This is a genomic window from Taylorella asinigenitalis MCE3, assembly GCF_000226625.1.
In the GTDB taxonomy this organism is placed as follows: Bacteria; Pseudomonadota; Gammaproteobacteria; order Burkholderiales; family Burkholderiaceae_B; genus Taylorella; species Taylorella asinigenitalis.
In genome coordinates this window covers 1168652-1193037 of the sequence record NC_016043.1, presented here as the reverse complement: position 1 = coordinate 1193037, position 24386 = coordinate 1168652, and the positions used below count along the sequence as shown (strand labels likewise).

17 protein-coding genes and 2 tRNA genes are annotated in these 24386 nt (G+C 37.3%); 5 read left to right on the top strand and 14 right to left on the bottom strand.

The genetic code is table 11. The annotated features are described in order from the left end of the window. Positions 1-6: 6 nt before the first annotated feature. The 10 genes from TASI_RS05655 to TASI_RS05610 form a co-directional block, all read right to left on the bottom strand. Complete coding sequence (locus tag TASI_RS05655) at positions 7-1230, bottom strand: ABC transporter permease (protein WP_014111804.1); 1224 nt, start codon at positions 1228-1230, stop codon at positions 7-9. After that, on the bottom strand, positions 1227-1922 hold the full coding sequence (locus tag TASI_RS05650) for an ABC transporter ATP-binding protein (protein ID WP_014111803.1): 696 nt from the start codon (positions 1920-1922) through the stop codon (positions 1227-1229). The genes TASI_RS05655 and TASI_RS05650 overlap by 4 nt, the downstream gene beginning before the upstream one ends. Positions 1923-1925: 3 nt before the next feature. Next, positions 1926-3890 carry a vWA domain-containing protein gene (locus tag TASI_RS05645; protein WP_014111802.1) on the bottom strand — a complete coding sequence of 655 codons (1965 nt, stop codon included), beginning with the start codon at positions 3888-3890 and terminating at the stop codon, positions 1926-1928. Then, a complete protein-coding gene (locus TASI_RS07955; protein ID WP_014111801.1) occupies positions 3887-5083 on the bottom strand; it encodes a hypothetical protein in 1197 nt (398 codons plus the stop codon). The genes TASI_RS05645 and TASI_RS07955 overlap by 4 nt, the downstream gene beginning before the upstream one ends. Before the next feature lie 17 nt (positions 5084-5100). Beyond that, positions 5101-7782: a putative virulence factor gene (locus TASI_RS05635; protein WP_014111800.1), complete on the bottom strand. Its 2682-nt coding sequence runs from the start codon at positions 7780-7782 to the stop codon at positions 5101-5103. Next, on the bottom strand, positions 7775-10810 hold the full coding sequence (locus TASI_RS05630; RefSeq protein ID WP_014111799.1) for a virulence factor SrfB: 3036 nt from the start codon (positions 10808-10810) through the stop codon (positions 7775-7777). The genes TASI_RS05635 and TASI_RS05630 overlap by 8 nt, the downstream gene beginning before the upstream one ends. A gap of 17 nt (positions 10811-10827) precedes the next feature. Next, on the bottom strand, positions 10828-12786 hold the full coding sequence (locus TASI_RS05625; RefSeq protein WP_014111798.1) for an SrfA family protein: 1959 nt from the start codon (positions 12784-12786) through the stop codon (positions 10828-10830). A gap of 93 nt (positions 12787-12879) precedes the next feature. Then, positions 12880-14208 carry an outer membrane protein assembly factor BamC gene (gene bamC, locus TASI_RS05620; RefSeq protein WP_014111797.1) on the bottom strand — a complete coding sequence of 443 codons (1329 nt, stop codon included), beginning with the start codon at positions 14206-14208 and terminating at the stop codon, positions 12880-12882. 12 nt (positions 14209-14220) lie between these two features. Next, a complete protein-coding gene (dapA, locus tag TASI_RS05615) occupies positions 14221-15120 on the bottom strand; it encodes a 4-hydroxy-tetrahydrodipicolinate synthase (RefSeq protein WP_044978094.1) in 900 nt (299 codons plus the stop codon). A 118-nt stretch (positions 15121-15238) separates the two neighbouring features. After that, positions 15239-15315 (bottom strand) — tRNA-Arg (locus TASI_RS05610). A 121-nt stretch (positions 15316-15436) separates the two neighbouring features. On the opposite strand from TASI_RS05610, the gene TASI_RS05605 reads away from it, so the two are divergent. Both TASI_RS05605 and TASI_RS08005 read left to right on the top strand, forming a co-directional pair. Then, positions 15437-15512: transfer RNA gene (locus TASI_RS05605), tRNA-His, on the top strand. 266 nt (positions 15513-15778) lie between these two features. Continuing rightward, positions 15779-16954: a nucleotidyl transferase AbiEii/AbiGii toxin family protein gene (locus tag TASI_RS08005; protein WP_014111795.1), complete on the top strand. Its 1176-nt coding sequence runs from the start codon at positions 15779-15781 to the stop codon at positions 16952-16954. A gap of 634 nt (positions 16955-17588) precedes the next feature. On the opposite strand, the gene TASI_RS05590 is transcribed toward TASI_RS08005, so the two are convergent. Genes TASI_RS05590 through TASI_RS05575 form a run of 4 tightly spaced genes read right to left on the bottom strand, consistent with a single transcriptional unit; the run spans position 17589 to position 22072 of the window. After that, entirely contained in the window at positions 17589-18245 is a 657-nt protein-coding gene (locus TASI_RS05590; RefSeq protein WP_014111794.1) for a hypothetical protein, read from the bottom strand. Beyond that, positions 18242-18919, bottom strand: coding sequence for an epoxyqueuosine reductase QueH (locus TASI_RS05585; RefSeq protein ID WP_014111793.1), 678 nt, complete (start codon positions 18917-18919; stop codon positions 18242-18244). Before TASI_RS05585 ends, TASI_RS05590 begins: the two co-directional genes overlap by 4 nt. A 6-nt stretch (positions 18920-18925) precedes the next feature. Further along, a complete protein-coding gene (glnE, locus tag TASI_RS05580) occupies positions 18926-21640 on the bottom strand; it encodes a bifunctional [glutamate--ammonia ligase]-adenylyl-L-tyrosine phosphorylase/[glutamate--ammonia-ligase] adenylyltransferase (protein WP_014111792.1) in 2715 nt (904 codons plus the stop codon). A 3-nt stretch (positions 21641-21643) separates the two neighbouring features. Then, complete coding sequence (locus tag TASI_RS05575; RefSeq protein ID WP_014111791.1) at positions 21644-22072, bottom strand: hypothetical protein; 429 nt, start codon at positions 22070-22072, stop codon at positions 21644-21646. 83 nt (positions 22073-22155) lie between these two features. Here TASI_RS05575 and TASI_RS07950 point away from each other — a divergent pair, with 83 nt between their 5' ends. The 3 genes from TASI_RS07950 to clpP all read left to right on the top strand — a co-directional run bounded on the left by TASI_RS07950 (position 22156) and on the right by clpP (position 24385). Beyond that, positions 22156-22293: a hypothetical protein gene (locus tag TASI_RS07950; protein WP_014111790.1), complete on the top strand. Its 138-nt coding sequence runs from the start codon at positions 22156-22158 to the stop codon at positions 22291-22293. Between the two features lie 95 nt (positions 22294-22388). Continuing rightward, entirely contained in the window at positions 22389-23708 is a 1320-nt protein-coding gene (gene tig, locus TASI_RS05570; RefSeq protein ID WP_014111789.1) for a trigger factor, read from the top strand. After that, a complete protein-coding gene (gene clpP, locus TASI_RS05565; protein ID WP_014111788.1) occupies positions 23708-24385 on the top strand; it encodes an ATP-dependent Clp endopeptidase proteolytic subunit ClpP in 678 nt (225 codons plus the stop codon). The genes tig and clpP overlap by 1 nt, the downstream gene beginning before the upstream one ends. The last annotated feature ends 1 nt before the right edge of the window (position 24386 follow it).

The window sequence follows — 24386 nt, the reverse complement described above, 5'->3', positions numbered from 1 at the left end:
TGGAAATTAAGCTTCACGTAAACTCTCCGATGGTTGAATCTTAACTGCTCGCTGAGCACCAATTAGAGCCACTAATACGGATATAGCAACCGTCGCTCCATACCCAGTAAGAATATGTTCAGGTAGCAGCAGGCTCACAAATGTGCTCTCGTCTAGGTTTTGACCTAGTACCCTATTCATAATGTTACTACTTACAATATATAACAAATATGAACAAATATATGCAGTTGTAGCTAAGATTAAGGCCTGAAGTACTATGAAAAATCTTATTCCGAGCCTATTAAAGCCATAGAGACTTAATAGGGAGATATCCTTTCGTTTTCTTTCTATGTTTGCAAGAAATGAACCGAACAATGATAGAATCGTGCCTACGATTGTAGTGAGTGCGATAATAAGAAACACAGTATTGAGCACTCGGTCAATTGATTTCACGCTTTCAATGGAGTCAGCTTGAGTGCGGCTATCAATGCCTTCTTTGCGCAGTTCAGCGGCCAATGGAGCCACATCGTCCAAAGATTTTGCGTAGATTCTTGCTTTCGCATATCGATCGCGTGGTTTGGTGCGCTCCGAACCGTCGCTTGGTTTTTCTATATATTTATTTAGCTTAAATCCGTCTCGATAATCCTCTATAGCCTCTAACAGTGGCAATGCCACAAAAGCCGCTGGTCTTGTTAAATAACTCTCTTTAATAATCCCTACAATTTTCATTTTGATATTGGCCATCTGGTTTCGCCCCTCTAGGGTTCGCCCAAAATAAAGGCCCACAATATCACCAACTTTCGCATCAAGTTTTTGGGCAATGATCTCGTTTATAATCAAATCAGTGTCTGTACTTAATTGAATCTCTTTAGGAATAAGAGGGTCGTTGGCTTTTGTTGGAATAAGCTCTACATCGTTATAAAAGTGTTTGTTGTCTTTTCTTAAGTTAGCCTGCATATTCAGTGAACGCGTCATGGGAATAACAAAACCAATGCGCTTATCATTTTGTTTTTCTTCAAGCCATTTCTTATTTATTGAGACATTGCTTTTTACACCATGAATCTTGATTTCAAGATTGTTTGGGTCGTTTAAAAGTTGCGACTGAAGCTGATTTACAATTCCAAATTTCAAACTAAATAATAAAAGTAGGGGAGCAATAACAGCCACCAGAGCAGATATTACAAAGAATGATACTTTCCAATCGTGTTTTAAATCCTTAAAAACTAAGTTTAAAAGTAGGCCTATTCTCATAATTGAACCTTAGAAAATACAGACCTACTTTCATATACCTCGGCCGTATAGCTTGGCAATGCATGCTTCACAACATGACTCCAATCATGCGTTACGATAATGGCACACATCTCAAGTTCAGCCACAGACTCAAGAATAATATCGAACAATTCATCCGCTTTGTGTGGGTCTAGTGCAGCTGTAGGTTCGTCTGCTAATAGCACTTGAGGCTTATGAGCTATTGACCTTAGAAACGATACTCTTTGCCTTTCACCTATGGAGAGTTGACTTGGATATTTTGATAGCAAATGACTGGCCCCAAGCCTATCGATAATAGGGGAAAGCCAGGGCTCATCAAGTTCTTCGCCGATTATTTTGCAAGATAAAGCAATATTTTCAAGGCTTGTTAAATAGGGCAATAGACCGCCTGTCTGAAGCATAAATCCAAAATTCCGTGCCCTTAATTTCGCTAGTTTTGTATGCTGTGCATTTAGTATCGGGGTGGCAATATCCTCGCTTCCTAGACTATACGTTTTTAAAGAATCTGGTTTTAGAATAAGCCCAATAACTTCTAAGATACTACTTTTACCGCATCCGCTTTGGCCACACAATGCGACGGCCTCTCCATAGTTAGCTACAAAATGAGGGAGCTCAATTTCAAATGCTTGAGATCCCTCACCTCTAGTTATAAGTAGCTCGCTGATTTCAAGCATGACTTATGGAAGTGCATCTAGAACCACTGGATACACATAGTCTTTTGGATCGCTCTCAGGATTTAGTGGAATCCAGCGGCTCGAGTCTGCATTATATTTTTCGTATAGTCTTAGTTTTTTCTGAAGATCCATAATAAATTTTTCTTGTTGAAGACTTCCCATATTCTTCCAAGTCTCTTCATCGATATTTGAGATTTGGCTTTTATATGGAAGTCCATCCAAGTACTCTCCAAGTAAACCAAGGTCTGCAATCTTAGTAGATTTGTTGTCCTTAATTTTTTCAGGATCCTGTCCCATAGCTGCAGCCACAGATTTTAGTTGCTTAAACATATCGTCAGGTGCAATAAGCCCACTAGTAGCCGCATCCGAAATTTTCTTAACTACTTCACTAAGGTCACTTAATTGCTCCTTACTTAAGAGCACGCGAACTTCAGCAGTAGGGATATCTGGTTTGGCAAAGTCTCTGTCGCTTATCCATGCTTTGAAAAATGACGGCGCTTTCTGATTATTTGTACGACCTAAATATGCAAGACGCATAGCTTTTCCGAGAAGTTCGGAATCCTCAAGCATGGCCGCATTTTCCTTATCTTTAGGCTCTTCTTTTTTGGTCTCAGTCGCAAGTGAACTTCCTGCAGACATCTCACCTGTATAAGCTTTTTTAACTTGTTCAGTAAGTGCTTTGGATAGAAGAGAAATCTTGGTGGAAAACTCATTAACATCTCCTGCATTAACTGGATAGTAAAGAGATTTATTTAAATAGTCATTAAATGTCAATGCACTATATTGCGACTCCGCTTCTTGGTGATTTTTAGTACCCGCTTGAGTTTTTAGATGAAGAGTATAGATGGCAACGCCCTTGTGCTGAGCTTCTTGACGTAACTGTTCAGCTCCAAGTCCAGTGGAGGATAGGGGATTATTGCCATCGATAGCACCAGCATCAGTAATAAGCACTATATAACGAGCACCGAAATCATTCCAATTAATGTCGCTTAGTGCTTGATTAATACCTGCAAACGAATCCTCACTAAATTCCTTACTTGAAACTTGTGCTTGTTTTAGGCTAGCAACCTTATCCATAAAGTCTTTTCCATCTTTCACTTCATTAGGATTTACATACATTTTTGAAGTGTATTCAAGGCCTGGAACCGCCTCCGTACTAGATCTAAAGGCTACTAAACCAAATTTCACCTGATCAAGTAAATCTTCTTTTTCAATCTGCGTATAAAGCTGTTTTACGGCATCACGAGTTTTATTAATATAAGGGTCCATCGAAATTGTGGAGTCGATTACAAACACCACAGCCGCTTTGAATTCCGTTAATTTAGAAGGTTCACTCTTAGGCTCAGGTTTTGGCTCGGGCTCATTTGCTTTTTCAGGCTTTTTGCTTACAGATGCGACTTCTAACACACGTTGATAGAAACCCTCATTATTCATAACTTCCTCACCCTGCAGAATAGGTAGTAAATAGAAGTTCTTTTGAAAATCTACAGGCTCAGCAGGCTCAATAGAAACTATCTTGTCTGACTTGCCTTCAGAATTGAGAGATTGCTTGATTTTTTCGTATTCCTCTGCAGGTTTATCAGAGGACATCACTGCATCTAAATCCTCCTTGGATTTAAAAAATAAAAGTCTGTCGCGATTTGCAGGATTTGTAAATGTCAAAGTCATCTGCATATTCCAAGGAATTGTGCAAGATGCATCAAGCCACCCTAAAGTTTTTCCATATGGATCGGCACCTACATTGAGCCATTCCGTATTATTTTCGGTCTTTCTCTCATAAATATAATATCGAGAAAAGGCAGGTACAGCTTTCCCTTTTTGCCCAATTGTTTGTGTCAATGAACACTCTGGCGTCGATAGCACCCTTTGATATAAAGTCTTTTTACCGTCTTGAAGTAATGGCTCAGCCGCATAGACAGAGGCAATAGAAAGTAGTGAAAGTGAAAAAGTGCTTAGAAATTTCTTCATTTTTGTAACTCCTGCAAACGGGCTTTAGCCTCCGCATTATTAGGATCATCAGAGAGCCCAGTCTCATACCAATAAATAGCCGTACCCTTATCTTCCTTAAAGCATCCGTCACTAGCAGCTGTTTTAGGGTCATATTCTTTTGCATATGCAAATGCAATGACACTATTTCCACTCTGAGCTTTGTTTGCGTAAAGTCTTCGTGCTAAATCACATTCTTTTGCGGCTTTTGCTTCATTGATAATTTTTAAAATTTGATCCGTGTCTGGGTTTGTTTTGAGACATGATTGAATAAATGCCATCACATCTGAACCGCTCTTAACTGTACATGCCGATTCCGCAGGAGCAGCTGCTGGAGCAGGAGCAGGGGTTGGCTTCGGTTCTGGTTTTGGTTCGGGCTTAGGAGTAGGTTTAGGTGCAGGTGGTTGATTATTATTTTGTGTGGGCACAGGATTAGGCTTAGGTGTGGGAGCTGATTTTGGATCCTCCCTAAATACAAACCACCACACAGCCGCTCCAATAGCAGCGATAAGCAATATCATTAAAATAATCCAAACAATTGGACTAGTTCTTCTTTTTGATGAATCATCCTCTATAGTAGGAAAGTTCGCACCCCCAATATTGGACGCATTTTGAGGGTCTATAACGGGCTCCATTACAGGTGGCAATGCCCCCGCCTCCATATCAGTCGCAGGAATTTCAATAGGCTCAGATACAGGTTCAGGATCTGTAAATGTCTCTATCACTGGCTCAGGTTCAGGCACAGGTTCAATATAAGGGGTGTGTGCTTGTGCTGAAGGAGATTGTGGTGTGGGGTTATTCAGTTGAGTTCTGTTTAAATTACCCGCTGCTGAAGATGCAAGTATGTTACTAGCCATCCTAACAACACCGTCATCCCTAAAAGAGCCACTAGATTCCCTAAGTGACATCATGAACATAGTCTGACCGCCAGTATGAACAAGGCTGTCCGTAACCCAAGGTTCAAATGTACCTACTAAATTGCCGTTAAATTCAGAATATCCAAGTGCATGCCATACAGGCTCTACTTTCCATTCTTCGTGCCCTGCAAGATATCTTTCATCCTGATTGCGTTTAATAGTAAATTCAAGTGGTGAGTCAGTTGACCCTGACCATCTCTTAATTTCAAAATCAGCAAACCCAGGTCTGTTTTCTTTTAGTGAAACTATAAATGTCACTTCATTCCTCTTTGATATTAGATTTCAGCGTCTTCAATACGAGCATCTTCAAATTGATTCAAAATCTGGCCAAGGAGAGTATTTAATGCTGCCGAAATCTCACGTTCGGCCCTATGTCCAGCATTGCCAACGGTAATTTCTGCTAGAGCTGTAAACCAGTCCATCAAATAAATCAAAGTAAATTTTTCAGGCGTTTCAGACAATAGCGGAATCTTATCGTTATTTGGCGTGGTCTTGAATACAGGCGGCTCAAACAAGGATTTGCCAGGCCTTATCTTACTCAAAGGCCTATCTGCGATGGCAATGTCCCCGAATCCCAACCACGAAATAAAGTCCGCAATATGAGTGTAAGCATTGGTCACTTGTCTTGAAGCAAGTTGTTCGCGTTTATGACCTGCTCTCTCGGTTTCACGGAATTTATCACTAAGCTTCTCAAGCAACTGCAACCGAACGGCCGCAGTAATTAATTCACTTATGAAATTATCGATAATATTTTTGTTTTGAACCGATAGATTGAAATATCGCAAAAAACTCTCATCAGATGTTAAGCCACGCAAATGTTCAACCCATCCATCGAATACGGACTGAGAAAATAAAGCGATATTTGATTTTTTAGTTTCAGTATTTGCAGCTGGAGTAGGGGCATCATCAAATAGATTAAAACCTTCCATACCGTCAAATGAGAAATCAGTATTTCCCGAAGATTTATCCTCTCCATCTTCAACATCTTGATAGTCAACCGCAAAATAAAGCGAACGAATAGTCTCCTGCGGGAGTGTTAAATTATCTAAGAATTCTCCTAAGATACCAGCTTGCTGTCTTAGTAAAGCATAGATATCGTTGGCTATCCGTTTTTTATCTTCAACAGCACGGTCGCCTTCGCCCTCATACCAAGCACCGAAACGACGAACTACATTTTCGATTTCGCGATTAAGTTGCTCAGTTAAACGGTTAAATTTCAACGATGGGTCAGAAACTTTATCGAGATATTCACTCAAATACTCCATACCGCCATCGTTAAGCTTAAGCATGGCGTCCCATTTTTCTTCTGGATTAGCGACATATTTCTGAATATCTGGGTTTTGAATGAATGTCGATCTCAATATATCCATCTTAGGCATTTGAGAATCCATATATTTCACATCTCGACCTTCGGATGTTTCAATAAATCCACCTGAATAACCAGGTTTTCTTACTAGAAATACGTTATCGAATGGTTTTCCTCTAGACCAATTCTTAACCCAATTGTAATGACCAAAACGTTCTAATATAGTTTGTTTAAGCAAACCATCTACACCCCAAGATTGTTTTAGATTTTCTTCAGATGTATTAATGCTAACTTCTGTTCTTTTATCGAATTTTGTAAAAGCCCAGAGCAAGGAAGGAAGCCTTTTTCCACGAATTTCAGCTGTTTCACCTTGGGTTTTATCAATCCAATTTTCAAGAACTGGCCCTACATCATTAATCTCTAATTGAGCATCACTTGGAGTACACATAATCAAGATATTCATCTCCTGACTATCTGTATAACTTTCAAATAGATATGCCACTTTACCGCGAAGAATAACTTGACCTACGGTATTATCTCCTTGGTCAAAAGTAACTATTTTCATACGTCCGCGATAACCAGGGAAATCTAGTAAATCAACCTTATTTACAACATCGCATCGAGGCTCATTTTCAAGAGGGAAAATTAATTCTGTAGTTAGAATGGCTAACTGAGCTAAAGATATATTTACTGGTTGACCAAGTTCACCCTTCCAGCTAACTGGTATAACATCGACTTTATAGTTATCTTCAGGTTTACCTAAACGTTCAACCATATTAACGTTCATAATACTAGAAGCTTTAGTTAAATTACCGTCTTCAGTTTCTTGTACAAGAACATCTAATGGTGCATAAACAAATTCAGGATGCCCCAAACTAGAGAGTATTTTCGCAAACAAGATATAAGTTTCAGTTAGCTCAGGGAATTTTTCTCCATACCAAAGAATTGAAAATAATTTTGCTCTATCTTCGATACTTAGGTGAGGAGCAAGTTGAGCAGCCTTAGACCAATAATTAGCCTTATAAACAGTAACTGAACGAGCAAAATTGTTATTACAGTAGTCCTGTAAATCAACAATATCTTCTTCGGCTACACCAGCAACATAGTCAGATTGAACTTTAGGAGTAAGCTCTTTTACAAGCTTATTGATCATTTGTTGATCTGGTTGATACAAAAGCTTATCGGCATCAAAATCGTTAAAAAAGCCATTTACAAGAATTTTTACGATTTCAATTTCAGAAAACATTCTTAGTTCAATAGGATAACCTTTAATTCCTACATCAGCTCTCTTAGTAAATCTTGTAGCCAACCCAGTAGCCTCTTTACCGCCACCAGTAGGATTAATATGATCCATAAAATCCAGTTTTTGGCCATCGAAGGTTGTGGTTAACTTTCCTTGATCATCAGCAGCTAAAGAAGAAATCAAATATGATTTACCAGCTTGTGACAATCCAAAAAGGCCCACAGAAACCGGATGCTCCGATGAGTATCCAAGTTTTCGTGCCATAACACGAAGTCTTCTTAAGCTTTCAATTAAACTATTTGCCTCACTGGCAACGCGTGGGCTTTCATTGCGTGCAGCCTGAACCCAATCGATGGCCTTTTTAGCCCCATCATAAACACTATCCCATGATTCAGAAAGTTTACTCATTTATAAGGCTCCCACTGTCCAACCAATATTGCGAGTCATTAAGACCAGAATCTAAAAGCGTATTCAAAGTCATTTTTAATCCATTTGTCTTACGACCACTTGATAAAAATGCCTGATCAATTACAAAATTTTCTACTTGTTTATTGTGACGATTTTTCTTATCTAGTTTTAAAGTCACATTTACAGTTTGTCCTTCTGCAATCTGATTACGTAACTCATTGCTCTCGATAGTTATCGTATAAAGAGGGGAGGCTGCCCAACGTTCCGTATTTAACTGCCTAAAGCCAATACGCGTTTTACCGCGAATTGGGAATGATTGGTCTGGCAATTCATAATCCTCTTTATCGAGATTGATATCGGAGTAGTAAACGTTTTCTTTTGAAATAGTATTGTTATTATCGATAAGGCCAAGATTCTTAATAGTTGAATAAGGTTTCAGAGCCATCGACCTAAAGTAAAAACTTGGAATTCTCGAATTTTTGCTCAAAAAGCAAAGCATAGCTCCAACTGTAGCAGTTGTTTTAGGGTCATCGATTCTGCCTTGTTTGTGGAACGGATACCAATTACCTGTCTTATAACCATGTAATGGAAGAATTCTATTAGATGGCAATGGCAACTGATTCTTAAAGTATGCTTGTACACCTGGCAGCAATGAAGGTCTACCAGTTAACAACAATACATCGCATTGGTAGAAATAAATAATCTCACATAAAGACTGGAATGTTTTGCAGATATCATAATGACCTTGCAAGAAATTATTATGGATTTGAAGCAAATTAACTTGCAACGGAATATCAAGAATATTGAAATCTTTACCCAACTCTCTTGAGATAGGTATATTTACGAAATCAAGAACTTTTTGAGTAGGGGGTTCAAATCCTTCAAGAACACTTCCAAATGTAGCCCCCATCAATTTATTTTTACGCTCTAATGGGTCGTATTGTTCATAAGCTTGAAGAACTTTAAGTCCTATCGGACGGAATATTTGTAAAGTTAGTTGCTGTCTCAAAAGCCTGATTTGAACGCTATCTGCACCAGCACCAATAAGATCCGATAGCAATGAATCATAATTTTTTATACCCTCTGAAATTAGGTATTTCTTAAGAGATTCAACCACGACATCCCGAATAATATCAAGTAATATATCATCGCCAGCAACCTTAAACCCATCTCTAAATCTCTGGATAGGTTTTATAAATACATTGGTACCATAAGATTGAGGTAGGCCGTCTTCTTCCTCATTGCCATAGTCTAAAGTGAAGTCAGTAATCACTAAATCTGTAGTACCACCACCAATATCCACAGTTGCTATGGTGACAGCATTTTTATTTGAAGTTTTATCGGGACGCACCATATCGCTTATAAATTTTTCTGCACGCCCGCCATAATTGATTTGAGTTTCATTAAATAAGTAGACAACTTGACTTGCAGTCGCCTCATCCCATTGCACAATTACCTCTGGCAATGTTGGCCAATATTTTTCATCAAATCTATATGCAAAATCCACAGGGTCATCCGTCTTATCCCATCCCATCATTTTCCAAGTTAAACCTATAGCCTGATGCATACAGTTTTTGAAATTATTAATTTCTGGCGATGGCATCGCAGGTGGAACAGTCAATATTATTGACCTTAGGAAACGTGGAGATTTTGCATGCTCAAGTTTCGCTCTTTGAGCTGGGCTGTTTATTTGCATCAAAGCATGAAGTAAGACTTCGGATAATAAGAATGTCATTAATGAACCACGAGAATAGTGTGGTTGGAATACTGGCATCTTACGTTCAAACTCTTCATCAATATCGTCTGAGAGCTCATAAAGAGCTTCACCTTGACCATTTATATAACCTGAAAGTGGTGCGGCTGTTGCAAATGGTTCGTTATCGGACTCCACATATGATGAGTTAAATCTCCATGCTTGTTCATATGGAGTTAAATCCCATAAATATCTTTTTGGACTTGATAATCCAGTAGATCCTTCATTTCCTTTACGACGGCTAGCTAATCGACTAGCCTCTTTACCTACACGAACAATACTAGGCCATTGGAATGCATCTCTGCGTCCACTTTGAACAGAATAGTGTTCTTTGCCGAAAAAGGCCTGTGCAAATTCGACTCTACTCTCGAAAGGTTCAGAATAAGCAAACTCTGGCATCGATAAATCTCGAATTGATAATTCATAGCGTTTTTTAAGGCTATCTTGTTCTTGTGCATGGTCTTCAACAAGAATTCCACAGCTTCTAGAGTTCCCTACATCTAAGATAAGATCTACGGCAATACCTTGGTTTACATCACTGCGATTGTGGGCAATGATTTTGAAATTCGGAATATTGAGTTCTTCACCTATTAATGCTAAAAGGTTCAGATAATGAGCTTCATGACTATGATTTTTAAGCTCTTCCTCAATATCATCTTCATAAATTTTTAGCCTATCTGGTTCTGGAGCAAGTTCTCTAAACAATTCAGCAAGCCAATCTTTCACCCATTTTAGATCTAAGAACCATGAAATATGATTTGATTGGTATGCATATGTGAAGACAGAACCTGCACGAATATCATCTTCCATAGGCCCTAGATATGCGGTGTCTGAGCTATGAGTAAAAATTTTTGTATCAATGGCAAGTATTACTCGATGTGTATGACCATCCTCATCAGGTTGAGCAAGTTCAACGATTCTAGCCCTAGCCCAGTTAAATGGACCGTTATCGAATCGGTTAGGAGGCATACTTCTCAGAATTGGTATAGGTAACCAAATTCCATTGAATAATTTAAGAGACTCCTCAACACTAAAATCAACTGGATTAGTAATGATTTTTCCTGGAAGGGCAGGGTCTGAATATCCGGAACCGCTTCTATCCAAAACTAATCGACGGATTGGGTCATTATTAGAAGAGGCTAGAAAATAACCTGTATTCTTTTCTTTCCACTTTTTGTCTTTCCAATCTATGGTTAAACCAAAATCTATGAACTGAATTCCACTATTCATAATAAGTGGAATTTCTTTTCCAAATGGGTGTATGTCAGCCAGCATAATATCCTCGAATTTGGTTAATTAGTTTTTATTTGAATAGGGAAGGCCTTACCTTCACCATAGGAACCCTTACAATCAGCATTTCCGCTTGAACCTGCATCGCAAGTTACTTTAGGTAGTTCGTATGAGCTTCCGTCGGTACATTTTGCGTTACCTATAGCATTAATCTCCAGCTTACCGTTAACAGTGCTTGAAGTGACACCTGTCTCACATGAAACTCCATCCCCGCGATTAAGTTTAACCGTGCCATTTCCTTTGTCGTCGAAATTGTACGCAAGGCGTAATGGGCGTCCAGTTGCATTATCCTGCAAGCCTGAATTTGAAGACCAATTACCTTTAAGGAATTTCATATCGCCTGATTTAATATTTTGCTCTGTCAATGCCAACGGTTTAGTGTTAGGATTTTGTGCAACATTAGGATCACCTGTAGACCCTGTTGCATTGTTAGTGTTATTTGTGGTGTTATTCATACCAACTGGATCTACTGGTGGAACAACAGTATTGTTATTTTGAGTGTTCAAATTAGGGTCGAGGGGTTTAACAGGATCAACTTGATTGTTTTCCGCTTCAGGCTTGCCTTCTGGACCATTTTTGTTTTCCTCGCCTGGAGCTTTGTTAGTTTCTTGCCCAGATAAAGTTGGATCAGGTATTGGAGTAACAGGATTATTATCCTCTGGCTTAGCCTCACCTTCACCTTCAGGTCCCTTATCCTTACCTTTTTCGCCTTCGCCTAATCCAAGGCCTTCAGCAGTACCAGTGCCTGTGCCAGTGCCGTCAACACCACCTTCAACAACACCTTCAGATCCTACGGCTATGCCGTCTTCCCCGACAACAACACCGTCTTTCCCGACAACAGTGCCATCAAGAAGATTTACACCTTCAAGAGTCTTAAGAATCTCTGTGTCAGTTACTACAGTATCACTATTTGCTATGTACCATTTACCATTTCGTGATACATAATAATTATTTTCCTTAAATGGAAGTAATATGTCACACTCTCTTGGTTTAATAGTTAAAAACTTACCGTCTTTATCCATTAAAACAGTTTCAGAAACTTTGTAGTATGTAATTGGGTCTTTGCATTCCTCTACAACTTCTTTTGTTTCCGCTATCCCAGTAATTTTGTTAGTTTCTTTTTCACTTACGGGATCTTTCTCAGGAGCTGGAGTGGGAGCAGGGGCGTGATCTGGAGTAGGTTTCGTTTCCTGTCCTGTGATTTTGTTAGCTGGAACATTTTTGTTTAAAGGAGCTTCAACAGTTCCTATCTTATCAGGGACATTGATACCACTTATATTTTTCTTGCCGTGGTCTTTGAAATAAAACCAGTATGTAGCCCCTGCTAATAATAAAAGTAATAGTAAAAGTAGTAGCCACCATAACCATCCGCTCTTTTTAGGTGGCAATGCCGCTGGGACCGCCACGGTAGGCGGTTTTTCAGCCGGTTTAAAATTCGAATGAAGTTGTATAAATGGGTCGGAATAAGGGGCTCTATTTTTATCTATAAAGCCCCAAAAAGTAATAACAGGTTTTCCGTCTACAAGATAAATATGTTCATTATTCGGAAATCTTATCGCAGTGAGTTGGTCTTTCATTTCTCCATTTGGGAGATATAGAAGTCTTGAGAAGATTTGTTGATCACTACTTGTAGATGTAGCAAAATCTTTTCCCAATTGCTCCATCTTTAATTTGAAACTTTCTAATTCAGCAAGAGCGGTTTGACGCTCTTCTTCTGTAGCAGAAGTCCATGGGATAATTTGATGTGTTCCATCCGCTCTGGTGCTTTCAAATGGTACATACCAATCGATAACATTTCCAATTTCATTTCTTTGTGGAACTGCTAAAAAATCAGCATATTTTTCTCCACATTTGAATTTGACGGCATTACGAAATTGAGAGGCCACAGTATAAACAGGCTGTCCATCCTGCCCCAAGGCCGTATAATTTTTAAGCTCTCCGCTTCTAAGTAATGCACTCATATACCAAACCCCATTTTTACAATTTGTATCAATAGATTATATAAGAAAAAAAAGACTCCTCTTTGTCAGAGGAGTCTTAAATCAAGGCTAGGATTAAAGATTATCGTTAATTACCGTCAAAATACGTTTCGCTGTATTAGTTTGATCAGGTTCACCTTTAGGATTTAGAACCCTTATTACACTTTTTGTCGATTCATCGTTAATCATCACAGTGTAAGGAAGAGGGGTTAGGTTACCTCTATCGCCCCACAATCTACTGATGGGATTTGATCCCTCCCTTTTTTCTCCCGTATCAGTATCAAGATACAGAATTACAAAAGAGTTATTAGCTCTGTTAGAGCTTTGTACATTAAAACCAGCTTTGTTTAAAGCTTGTTGAACAGTTTCAAAACTGGTTCCTTTATTAGGTATTTCAAGAGAAATGTCGCCTGGCTCAAATGATACTCGTCTAGATGAGTTGGCCATTTGAACAACTTTTTCTGACTTAGTAGGCATTTGAGCTTTAGGTTTACCAGTTACTACAGGAGCTTCCGATGGCATGGCAGTAACGATATTGGTTTCAGATGCTTTAGCAGCTTTTGCAGCAGCTTTCTCTGTTTTTAACTGCTCTTTGTATTCACGCTCTCTTTCTCTAGCTCTTTTAATGCGTTCATCTTCACGTTGTTTTTTAGATTTTTTGAAATCAATACCATCATAAGCAGTTTTAGCTAAATTATCGCTAGCTCCTAAGTGCTTCATAAGTCTAGCAAGCATTAGTGCATTTAGACTTTCATCCTCTGGTGCTGGCAACCATTTGAATGTGTCTTGATTTCGATCCATTGCAGTCTCTTCCATTCTTTCATTTGAGATAAAAATTTCAGATCTGCCGTTGATGCGTTCAATTCTAGTTGTGAAGCGTTCGCGTTCGCCGCTATCGTAAACGTTATCGATTAAAGAACCCAAAGTTCTTCTAAGTAAAGTATCAGGGATTTTGGCCCTGTCCTCAGCCCAATCAGTACGAATAATACCAACTTCAGGACGGTCCTGATCAATAGTAAAACCTAAATCACCCCAGAAAGAAAGTAATAGTGGATAAACTTCGTTAGGGTCTGCATCCACTTGCAACCAACGAGTAGTGCCCTTAGATAGGATACGCATATTATCGTGTTGAGGGAGAACTACATTTCCGCTGCGTTTGTTTGCTTGTTCCTTAGCTAATGCTTCATTAAATTTAATTGCTGAGGCCTGCCCATCTCTAGTTGAATATTGGGGAGTTATAGCTGCAGATGATAAATCAGGTGGCAATGCCAACGGATCCCCTCTAACTGCACTTTTATAATCAACTTCTTTTTCAGGCAGTATGTCATCTGTGGAACTACATCCAACCATAACAGCTGATGCAACTAAAGCCGAGCAAATGAGATGTTTATTTTTAAAATTCATATGTAACCTGCTTCAAATTAAATTTAAGTTTTTTAATGATTGGTCAATTTTTCCTGCTAGACCATCAGTAATTTTTGTTAGTGGAAGGCGATAGCCTAGTTGTGATTTCCCGATTTTATGAACTGCATATTTAACAGGAATAGGGTTGGGTTCTTTAAAAAGAAGATGATTTAGTTCATCAAGCTTAGAGTTGATTTCTCTAACTTTTAAAATATTTCCCTCTAGTGCAGCAAAGCATAATTCATGCATTAATTTAGGTGCAACGTTTCCAGTTACTGTAATATTTGCCTGAGCCCCTAATAGAATCAAAGCCGCAGCTGTTAAATCATCCCCAGAATAGATTTGGAAATGTTCTGGTTTATTTGAAACTAATTCAGTTATCCGTGAGATATCTCCAGTAGCATCTTTAAGTCCAATAATATTTTGTAGCTCAGATAATCTAAGAACCGTATCATTTTTCATGTCGATAACAGTTCTACCTGGTACGTTGTATAAAATTATTGGAAGTTCTGAGTTTTCAGAGATTGCTTTGTAGTGCTGAAACAAACCTTCTTGTGTAGGTTTGTTGTAGTATGGAACAACTGACAGGCCTGCAGATGCACCAGCTTTATGAGCATGATTAGCGAGAAAAATAGCTTCTTTGGTAGAGTTACCGCCTGTCCCAGCAATTATGGGTATACGACCCGCAGAGTAATCTACAGCAAGACTAACTAACTCAACATGCTCATTAAAATCGATGGTTGGAGATTCTCCAGAAGTACCAACAATAATCAAAGCATCTGAACCTTCCTCGACATGCCAGTCAATAAGATTTTTAAACGCATCCCTGTCTATGTCACCCGAAGGAGTCATCGGAGTAACCATAGCGACAAGACTGCCTTTAAAAACAGGATATTTGGAAGTATCTATCATAAACAAAAGTCTAACTTAATTAATGCACTAGTTTAACTAATTAATTATGGGCTGTAATAATTTTGTTATGGAATAAAAGAAATTTTTTTGATTTGTATGAGGTGAAAAAGAATCAAGCTGGCACCCCCGGCGAGGCTCGAACTCACAACCCCTCGCTTAGAAGGCGAGTGCTCTATCCAGTTGAGCTACGGGGATATAAAAGAAGATTATTATATTATTTTTTTTACAACAAAACTATATTTTTAGCCTAAAACATATCGTTAGTATTGATTTTGTTGCCTAATTAGCATTAAAATCTTATTTTTCAAGCTTTATGGTGGCTGTAGTTCAGTTGGTAGAGCACTGGATTGTGATTCCAGGTGTCGTGGGTTCGAGCCCCATCAGCCACCCCATTTCCTCTTTTCACTATACTTCCCTATACAACTTCTTATTACCTTTTAGAAAGAAAATTTGCTAGTAAAATCAATGGCTTAAATGATTTTATTGTTTCCCTTTGTTACCTCTCAATCCCCCTTAATAACCCTTACAGCATAGCTTAAATATGGTAACAAATGAGATGAAGGTATAGTAATATAAGAAAAAATTCTTAGTGAAGATTTATATGATCTTAGAGAAAATTATTGGATACAATCATAATAATGAGAAGTGAACTCATTAATTGATTGTTACAATTTATATATGTGTATATCTGAAAGTAGAGCAAAACATTTTAAATTCGGAAAATAAAGAGACTTTTCAATATATATCTGGATGGGAAGCCCTAAATATCACAAATGAAAAGGGTTTAACAGCAGATTGGCATCCACTAAATTATTTTCAAAAAGATAAGCCTTTTAAGTTATATACCTTAGATAAATGTATGCCATTAGGTACTAAGGGGATTAAACTTAGGTACATACCCTTTCTAAAAAATCGATACTATGTTGCCTCTTTCGCTAGAGCAATTGCTGATCTTGTGTATTTAGATCAATGCTATGGGCTAAAAAATTGTGTATACGATTTTCTTGATGAAAAAGACGCCAAAGAGATTTATGACTATTTGAAAATAATAAATAAAACAAAAAATGTTGAACAATTCATGAGATATGAATTAACAAAACTTTATTTTGAGGAAAAAACCATGCTTGATTCTCAAAATGACAGAATAAAACTTATCAAAGAAATCTTACCTCTTTTAGGTGATAAATTTGTATTAAAAGGCGGAACCGCTCTATATCTATACTATGGCTTAGATAGATACTCTGAAGATGTTGACTTAGATTGTAAAACTTCTAATATGAACTTTTTGAATAAATTAAAAAATCACCGAGATTTTAAAGACTGGAAAGTAACACTTAAAACAAACACAGAGACGGCTTTTAAATTAATGATAGATTATGGAGCTGTATCCAAAGAAGGTGCATACCCTCTCAAAATTGAAGTTAGTGCAAGAAATACTCAAAGACTAAGAGATTTACCTAACTTGTACCAAAAACATGGAAATGTTAATGTCTATGGTATAGATGAACTAATACACATGAAAACCGCTGCTTTTACTGGTAGAGATAAAGTTAGAGATCTATATGATTTAAACTTTCTTTTCAAAAAGTACCCAGAGAATTTCTCTGAATCTTTATTAAGAGTTATTGTTCCCAAACTATACTACAGCGGTGAAGAGGAATTAAACAATCTATTAGAATATGAATTCAATAAACACAATCTGTCTATTAGTGGATTTGTAGATTTCAAAAATTTCACTGAAAGTTTAGAAAAAAGAATGACTGAAAGATTAACATTTCTAGAAAAAAACAAAACAATATATCCTACAAACTCAAAACATGATAACGATGGGTGAAACTATGATCTTGAAGAAATGAAAGATAGGGTTGAAGGGGAATTTGTAAAAATGCCCGATAATTTTAAATTAGAAGAATTTAGAAAATGGGTTAAAGATTATAAATCTTAACTAAGACTACCAAAACATTTACTACCTAATGTGTACCCTTAATGCACATCACTCTATCTTCTTCCCCTATCTTTTATTGGATTTTTTAAATTTTCGTTATAGCTATTAAAACAATACTTCTCATCGTTTTAATAATTTTAATTTTTGAATTCATCTACAATCAAAAGATTTAAATTTTTTTCGTCCAAATATTGTAATTTTGGGGAGAATAGTTTTTAGAGAAGCTTAGGAAAAATAATTTAGATATTTGTTAAATAGAAAAGAATCACTAAAATGAAATCGCTTAGAGTAAAAGAAGTAAATCTACCCAATAAAAAGGGCAACCAAAAGATTGCCCTTACAGTTAAAATTTTTTAACCGTACGTTAAGGCAGTACGTCACCAAAGAATTTAACCGTACGTTAAGGCAGTACGTCACCAATGAATTTAACCGTACGTTAAGGCAGTACGTCACCAATTTTTAACCGCAGGATTATTTTACAAATTTTTAAAAAAATAATCAAAACTTTCTGCCCTAAAAGACATCAATTTTGAACAATTCTATCAAATTTAAAATTATATCTATCTCCATCTTTATCATATGAGAGATAGCTAGGATATTTTTGGCCTTCTATTTTTTTAACTACAATTTGCTTTTTATCGTTTCCATGGAAACTATATGTGATTTCTTTGGCTTGAACACCGTCTATGTCAACCATTTTAGACGACTCATTCATTACTAATGGATCCATCTTATAGATTTTTTTACCGTTTGTATATTGGAAACTATCAGGTAATTTTCCAAAATATGAGAGCTGAAAAGCAATGGAAAATAAATCGAATGTTGGTAATTCTAAAGTCACTGAATTTTTAGTTTCTTTAGCTTTACCGTATGTTAATTGACCGTTTTTCACGACCGCATCAGCATATACCTTTCCGTTTCTAACATCTTTATAAGTTTCAAGTTCAAAAATTCCGTTTTTGATACTACCTTCTGTTGAAAAACGCATTTTATATAAAGGTATATTTATAGCTGTTGAAACCTTATAATTTGAGCCATCAACAATGTATGTAATGTAAGCTGAAATAAGTTTATTGGAGTTATATTTAACAGTCACATTTTGATTTTCCTGTGCAAAGCTACTAGCAGCTACACCAAAACATAAACTGGCACTAATAAAAACGTTTTTAATCAATTTCAATGTTCATCCCTCCCGTAAAATTTAACACCTAATTCAATCCTAGGGCGTCCTTGACTTAGACGGTATCGATTTGCATCTCTCAATGAATGACTGCATCCACAATATTCTTGCTGATAAAAGCCTTCTCGCTTGCTAATTTCAACCATGCGAGCGGAGCCTCCACCTTTACGCCAATTGAAATCCCAATACACAAGATCAGGGTAGGGTTCGACAGCTCTGTGACCGCAGCCGTTGATTTGATTCATATCCTTCCATCGCGATATTCCTAGGCTACTTGTTAAACAATCAAATCCATGGTCGTGGGCAAATTTTGCACTTCTCTCAAATCGCATATCAAAGCATACTGTACAACGAGGGCCACGCTCAGGCTCCCACTCCATACCTTTAGTACGTGCATACCAATTTTCTGGATCATAGTCGTCATCGAAAAATTCAATTCCATGCTTTTCAGCAAATCGAATATTTTCGTTCTTACGAATATCATATTCTTTACGAGGGTGGATATTAGGGTTATAGAAATATATTGAATAATCTATTTCGGAAGCCAGTAGTGCTTCCATGATCTCACCAGAACACGGAGCACAACAGGAGTGCATCAAAAGTTTTTTCTTTCCCTGTGGCAATGAAAGTTTGGGTCTCTCAATAGGAGTGACAAAAGGTTTTTCGGTATTCATTGATGATTAATTTAATACTAAATCAGTTAATTGTTTAACGGCTTCAATCTCTGAATTTAATGTACTTGGATCCACTTCCACGACCGATTTTTCTTGAAGCCTATACTCATGTTGTATTTTACGATAAGTTCTATATGCGCTTGCACATTTTGCGGCAAGTTCAGAAGGTATAAGTTCTAAATCAGATGCAATCTGCAATAGATTTATATTACCTAAGTTTTTAGTCAATATATCGTGTTTATGAGAATAACTTAGAACTAAATATTGAGTGATAAATTCGATATCAATCATGCCACCATTACCATGCTTGATATTAAAAAGACCAGATTTGGGTGGAGGATGAGATTTAGAGATGCGCTCCTTCATTTTATGTATCTCGCCCTTGGTGTCCATTTGATCACGTTTACGTCTTAAGATTTCTAGACGCAGATTTTCAAATTCTTCGCCAATTGCAGGAGATCCAGCAACAAAGCGAGCTCGGCTAAGAGCCTGATGTTCCCATACCCATGCATCTTCAAGTTGATATTTTCTAAAACTATCCATAGTGACAGTCAGCAAACCCGAATCGCCATCTGGCCTAAGTCGCATATCGACCTCGTATAGACGACCTGAGGAAGTCATCGCTGTAAGCCAATTTATAAGACGTCGGCCTAACTTACTATACATCTCAGAGGCATTTGGATCTTCGCTATCAAATATGAAAACTAAATCTAAATCAGAGAAGTATCCGAGTTCTTTGCCACCTAATTTACCGTACCCAATAATCGCAAATTCTGGATTCTCGGGCCAATTTTCTTTGCGAAGATTCGCCCAGCACCATTTTAAGCAGGTCTCAAGCAAAATATCCGCTAATAACGATAGGTGATCTGCAAGTTTTTCAACTGTAAAAGCACCCTCTAAATCTTGAGCAAGAAGTTGAAAGTTGGCAATGTTAAACGCATCTCTAACTAAATTCATTTGACGCTCAATGTCAGCATATCCTTTTGCATCTACGCTTGCAGCCATTTCCCGATCTAAATTTTCTTTCAATGCATCAAAGTCTAACGGCTCCATTAATGCATTCCAATCAAGTAGACTATCTAGCAAAATAGGGTGCGTCAAAAGAACTTGAGCTGCTAATCTACTTGTACTCATAATTCTAGCTACTCTATCTATTACATCAGGATATTCAAGAAGCAACGTTATATATGTGCTTCTTTGGGCAATGGTCTCGATTAGCTCACATAAAAGATTGAAAGTTTTCACATAATCTTTGGATTTAAGGCTACTATTAGTAAGGTGAACAAACAATTCATCAAGACGTTTGATATTGCTAGTACTGAGCTGCTTTATTTTGTTTTTGTTTTTAAATTCTCCCCAGATTTTTTTAAGCATCTGCAATTCTTCAGAATCATTAGATACCTCAAGCTCTGCATTATTTCGTGAAGAATCGCTTTGCAAACCGACTAAATTGAAGACTTCCTCAAATTTCTGAGAAACAAAGTCGCAATTTTCTTTTAAAAGCTCCTCAAACTTTTCTAATTCATAACCTAGTGCTTCAGCTAAATTTCGACGCATTTCTTGATCATCAGGTAAATCATGAGTTTGCTGATCTTCGCGGTATTGCAACATATGCTCCAGTCTTCTATGAAAATAATATATTTCAATCAAACGAGAAGCATCTTCTGAGTCCATAAGACCAGCAATACTTATCGCCTTCAAAGCATTTACCGTTCCACGCTCTTGTAGACTTGGGAGCCTTCCACCTTTCATAAGCTGAATCAGTTGTGTGATAAATTCAATTTCTCGAATACCCCCATCACCCAATTTGATATTAAAAGCGGCATTTATTTTAGATTCAGTTTTTCTATCCCAATCTTCCTTAATTTGCTCCCGCAAATCTCTTAGCGAATTAAGCGTATCAAAATCGAAATATTTTCTATAGACAAATGAAGTCCTAAGGTCTTCAAAATAGTCATAGTCATCTATGTTTGACGGTTCCGAATCATCTAAATTTATTGCACGTGCTTTAAGATATGCATAGCGCTCCCACTCACGTCCCTGAGTAATTAGATAATGTTCAAACGCCCCCAGACTCCATGCCAATGGACTCCCATCGCCGTCTGGTCTAAGTCTTAAGTCGGTCCTAAAAACAAACCCATCCGCATCCCTATCTGACAGAATATGCATTATTCTTTGAGTAAGTTTGTGATAAAACTCGTGATTTGATATAGGTTTGCGACCGTTTGTATTTCCTTGAACAGAATACAAAACAACTAGGTCTATATCGGATGATACATTAAGCTCATAGCCACCAAGCTTGCCCATCCCAATAATTATCGGTGCCAATTCTAATCCTGTCTCTGGATCGGTTGGATATCCATATGTAGCAGCAAGTTTTGAATTAATAGTTTGATAAGCTATTTTTATGCTTGTGTCTGCAAGCAAGCTCATCATTTGAACTACTTGTGATGTATTTATTTCTTTGGCAATGTCCTCGACTATTGTCGTTAGGAGTATTCTTTCCCTAACTCTTCTAAGAGCCGATTTAATAATAGTGGGATCCAAATTTGCGATATCCTCACTAAAATCCAAACCTTCTTCTTTTAATACAAAAGAAAGTAAAGACCTTCCATAATCAATGGTAAGGTCCTTTTGGAGATGCTCTAAAACTGTACTTTTCGAGGCTAATCGATTTGCTAAAAAATTAGACCATTTAGCGGCCTTATCGTTTTTTTCCATTTATTATTTGGAGAAAATCCTCTTAAAGACTATTTGATCAACTGCAAATGCACCAAAAAGAGAAACTACAGCTAAATGTGACCAGTGTACTTGTACATGTTGAATAGTCATTAGAACAATTGCTGTACCCGATACTGCACCTATAACTGCTCTAGCAGCCAAGTAAACATAATTTTCATCTCTAAATCTAGGTAATTTTGATTTGGAAAAAGCTAAATCGCTATTACTGAAGCTACAAGTTCCAACAGATACCACAGTACCTAACATACCAAAAAATAAAGTTGTAAAGCTAACAGACCAGGAAATAAGAAGCCCGATAATTCCAAAGGCAATTAAAACAAGCACAAACATGCCGTTTGAGAAAATTGATTCTTGCTTCAGTTGAAGCTCAGAATTATCTTCATCGTTAAACTGATTGATATCATTATTCATAGACACCTCACAAAGTTAGTAGATAAGTAAGCTAAATTAAGCTATATTTTTACATAGAATAATAAATTTTTTAGGAGAATCATATGATTAGAATTATTATTACAAGTCTTTTAATTGCCTTAACAAGTGTATCTATTAGTGCATGCTCAATAGGCGGTAGTGTTAAAGCGAATAATAGCGGTGTTGGTGCTAGTGTTGGTGGCGGAATTAATTTCAATTGAATTTAGTGAATTTTTTATTTCGACTTTAAATATTTCCCATCTTAAGTAAAATAACAAGTTAACAAAAAAATTTATAACTTATCTAGGGTATATTCATGACTACCAATAATGAATCAAAAGTTGAAAAACTTGATGGCTTAAAACGTCAAATTGAAATTCGTGTTAGCCAAAAAGCTGTGGAAGATGCTTCTCAAGCAGAACTTAAAAAAATCGCTAAAACAGCCAAAATTCAGGGCTTTAGACCAGGTAAAGCACCTATTAAAATGATAGAACAAAGCCATGGCCCTAGTGTTCGGTATGATGCTTTAAATAAAGAAGTTACTAAAGAGTTAGATAAAGCAGTTCGTGAGCACGATTTACGTATTGCAGGTAAGCCTGAAGTTGTACCTAAAGAGGGTGAAACTTCAGAAGAGGACTTAGTATTTTTAGCTAAATTTGAGATATATCCTGAAGTTAACTTAGGTGATATTAGCTCTATGAATTTCACTAAGTTTAAAACTGAATTAGGTGATTCTGAAATCAACGATACTATTGAAATTTTACGCAAGCAACGTACAAAATTCTCAAAAGTTGACCGTGAGTCTCAAGATCAAGACCGTGTGACAGTCGATTTTGTAGGAAGAATTGATGGCACTGAATTTGAAGGCGGAAAAGCTGATGATTTTCCGTTTGTTTTAGGTGTTGGTGCTATGCTTCCTGAATTTGAAGAAGCAGCAAAAGGCTTAAAGGCAGGGGAAGAGAAGACATTTCCACTAGCATTTCCAGAAGATTATCACGGAAAAGAAGTTGCAGGAAAGACAGCAGAATTCACTCTTACTATGAAAGAAGTTGCTGAGCCTGTACTTCCTGAGGTTAATGAGGAATTTGCGAAATCCCTTGGTCAGACCGACGGAAATGTAGAAAAACTTAAAGAAGAAATTAAGTCTAATCTAGAACGTGAAACTAATGCGCGCACATTAGCTCGCACAAAAACATCTGTTTGGGATGAATTAGTTTCAAAAGTTGAGATGGAAGTGCCTAAAGCATTAGTTGATATGGAGATTGAGGATCGCATTGCCACAATACGTCAACAATTAGCCCAAACTAAAACTCCTAATGCAGATACATTGCCAATTGATGGTGAAAATTTTAGAGAAGAATCTGAAAGACGTGTAAAACTTGGTCTGATTGTTGCTCATATCGTAGAGAACGAGGATATTCAGCCTACTCAAGAACAAGTTAAGGCAAAAATCGAGGAGATTTCTAAAAACTATGAAAAACCTCAGGAATTCGTTGCTTATTGTTTAACTAATCGCGAGGCTCGTTCAAATATTGAGAACTCTGTTCTAGAAGATAATGTTGTGGATTATTTCCTATCTAAAGGACAAGTTAAAGAAGAGTCGATTCCTTTCAAAGAACTTATGGGTCAGAAATAATGAGTTCTTTTGATTACAACTCAAAATTCATCGATTTTTATACGTCATTTTATGGGGGCGATTCTGTTCGTCCTCATGGTTTAGGCTATATTCCGCATGTAATTGAGCAATCTGGTAGAGGGGAGAGAGCATATGATATATATTCTCGTCTTCTTAAAGAGCGTATCATTTTCATGGTCGGTGAAGTAAATGAGCAGACAGCTAATCTTGTCGTTGCTCAATTGCTTTTTTTGGAGTCGGAAAACCCAGAAAAAGATATCTCCCTATATATTAATTCCCCTGGTGGTGGGGTGTATGCTGGTCTTGCCATATATGACACTATGCAATTTGTAAATCCTGATGTGTCTACTATGTGTACTGGTCTTGCTGCAAGTATGGGTGCTCTTTTGCTGACTGCAGGTGCAGATGGTAAGAGATATAGTTTGCCTAATTCGCGTATTATGATTCACCAGCCATTAGGCGGGGCAAAAGGGCAAGCTACGGATATTGAAATTCAGGCTAGAGAGATACTTGATCTTCGTGAACGTTTAAACCGCATTCTTTCTAAACACTGCGATAAAGATATCGAAATCATTCGTAAGCATACTGAACGAGATTACTACATGAGCCCAGAGGAGGCTCTAGAGTTTGGTCTTATTGACACAGTATTTACTAAACGCAGTGACATTGCCAAATAAT

Bases quoted from the DNA above. Each gene is read 5' to 3' on its own strand.
- TASI_RS05655 (WP_014111804.1), bottom strand. From the start codon at position 1,230: ATGAGAATAGGCCTACTTTTAAACTTAGTTTTTAAGGATTTAAAACAC.
- TASI_RS05650 (WP_014111803.1), bottom strand. From the start codon at position 1,922: ATGCTTGAAATCAGCGAGCTACTTATAACTAGAGGTGAGGGATCTCAA.
- TASI_RS05645 (WP_014111802.1), bottom strand. From the start codon at position 3,890: ATGAAGAAATTTCTAAGCACTTTTTCACTTTCACTACTTTCTATTGCC.
- TASI_RS05635 (WP_014111800.1), bottom strand. From the start codon at position 7,782: ATGAGTAAACTTTCTGAATCATGGGATAGTGTTTATGATGGGGCTAAA.
- TASI_RS05630 (WP_014111799.1), bottom strand. From the start codon at position 10,810: ATGCTGGCTGACATACACCCATTTGGAAAAGAAATTCCACTTATTATG.
- TASI_RS05625 (WP_014111798.1), bottom strand. From the start codon at position 12,786: ATGAGTGCATTACTTAGAAGCGGAGAGCTTAAAAATTATACGGCCTTG.
- bamC (WP_014111797.1), bottom strand. From the start codon at position 14,208: ATGAATTTTAAAAATAAACATCTCATTTGCTCGGCTTTAGTTGCATCA.
- dapA (WP_044978094.1), bottom strand. From the start codon at position 15,120: ATGATAGATACTTCCAAATATCCTGTTTTTAAAGGCAGTCTTGTCGCT.
- TASI_RS05585 (WP_014111793.1), bottom strand. From the start codon at position 18,919: ATGAATACCGAAAAACCTTTTGTCACTCCTATTGAGAGACCCAAACTT.
- glnE (WP_014111792.1), bottom strand. From the start codon at position 21,640: ATGGAAAAAAACGATAAGGCCGCTAAATGGTCTAATTTTTTAGCAAAT.
- TASI_RS05575 (WP_014111791.1), bottom strand. From the start codon at position 22,072: ATGAATAATGATATCAATCAGTTTAACGATGAAGATAATTCTGAGCTT.
- TASI_RS07950 (WP_014111790.1), top strand. From the start codon at position 22,156: ATGATTAGAATTATTATTACAAGTCTTTTAATTGCCTTAACAAGTGTA.
- tig (WP_014111789.1), top strand. From the start codon at position 22,389: ATGACTACCAATAATGAATCAAAAGTTGAAAAACTTGATGGCTTAAAA.
- clpP (WP_014111788.1), top strand. From the start codon at position 23,708: ATGAGTTCTTTTGATTACAACTCAAAATTCATCGATTTTTATACGTCA.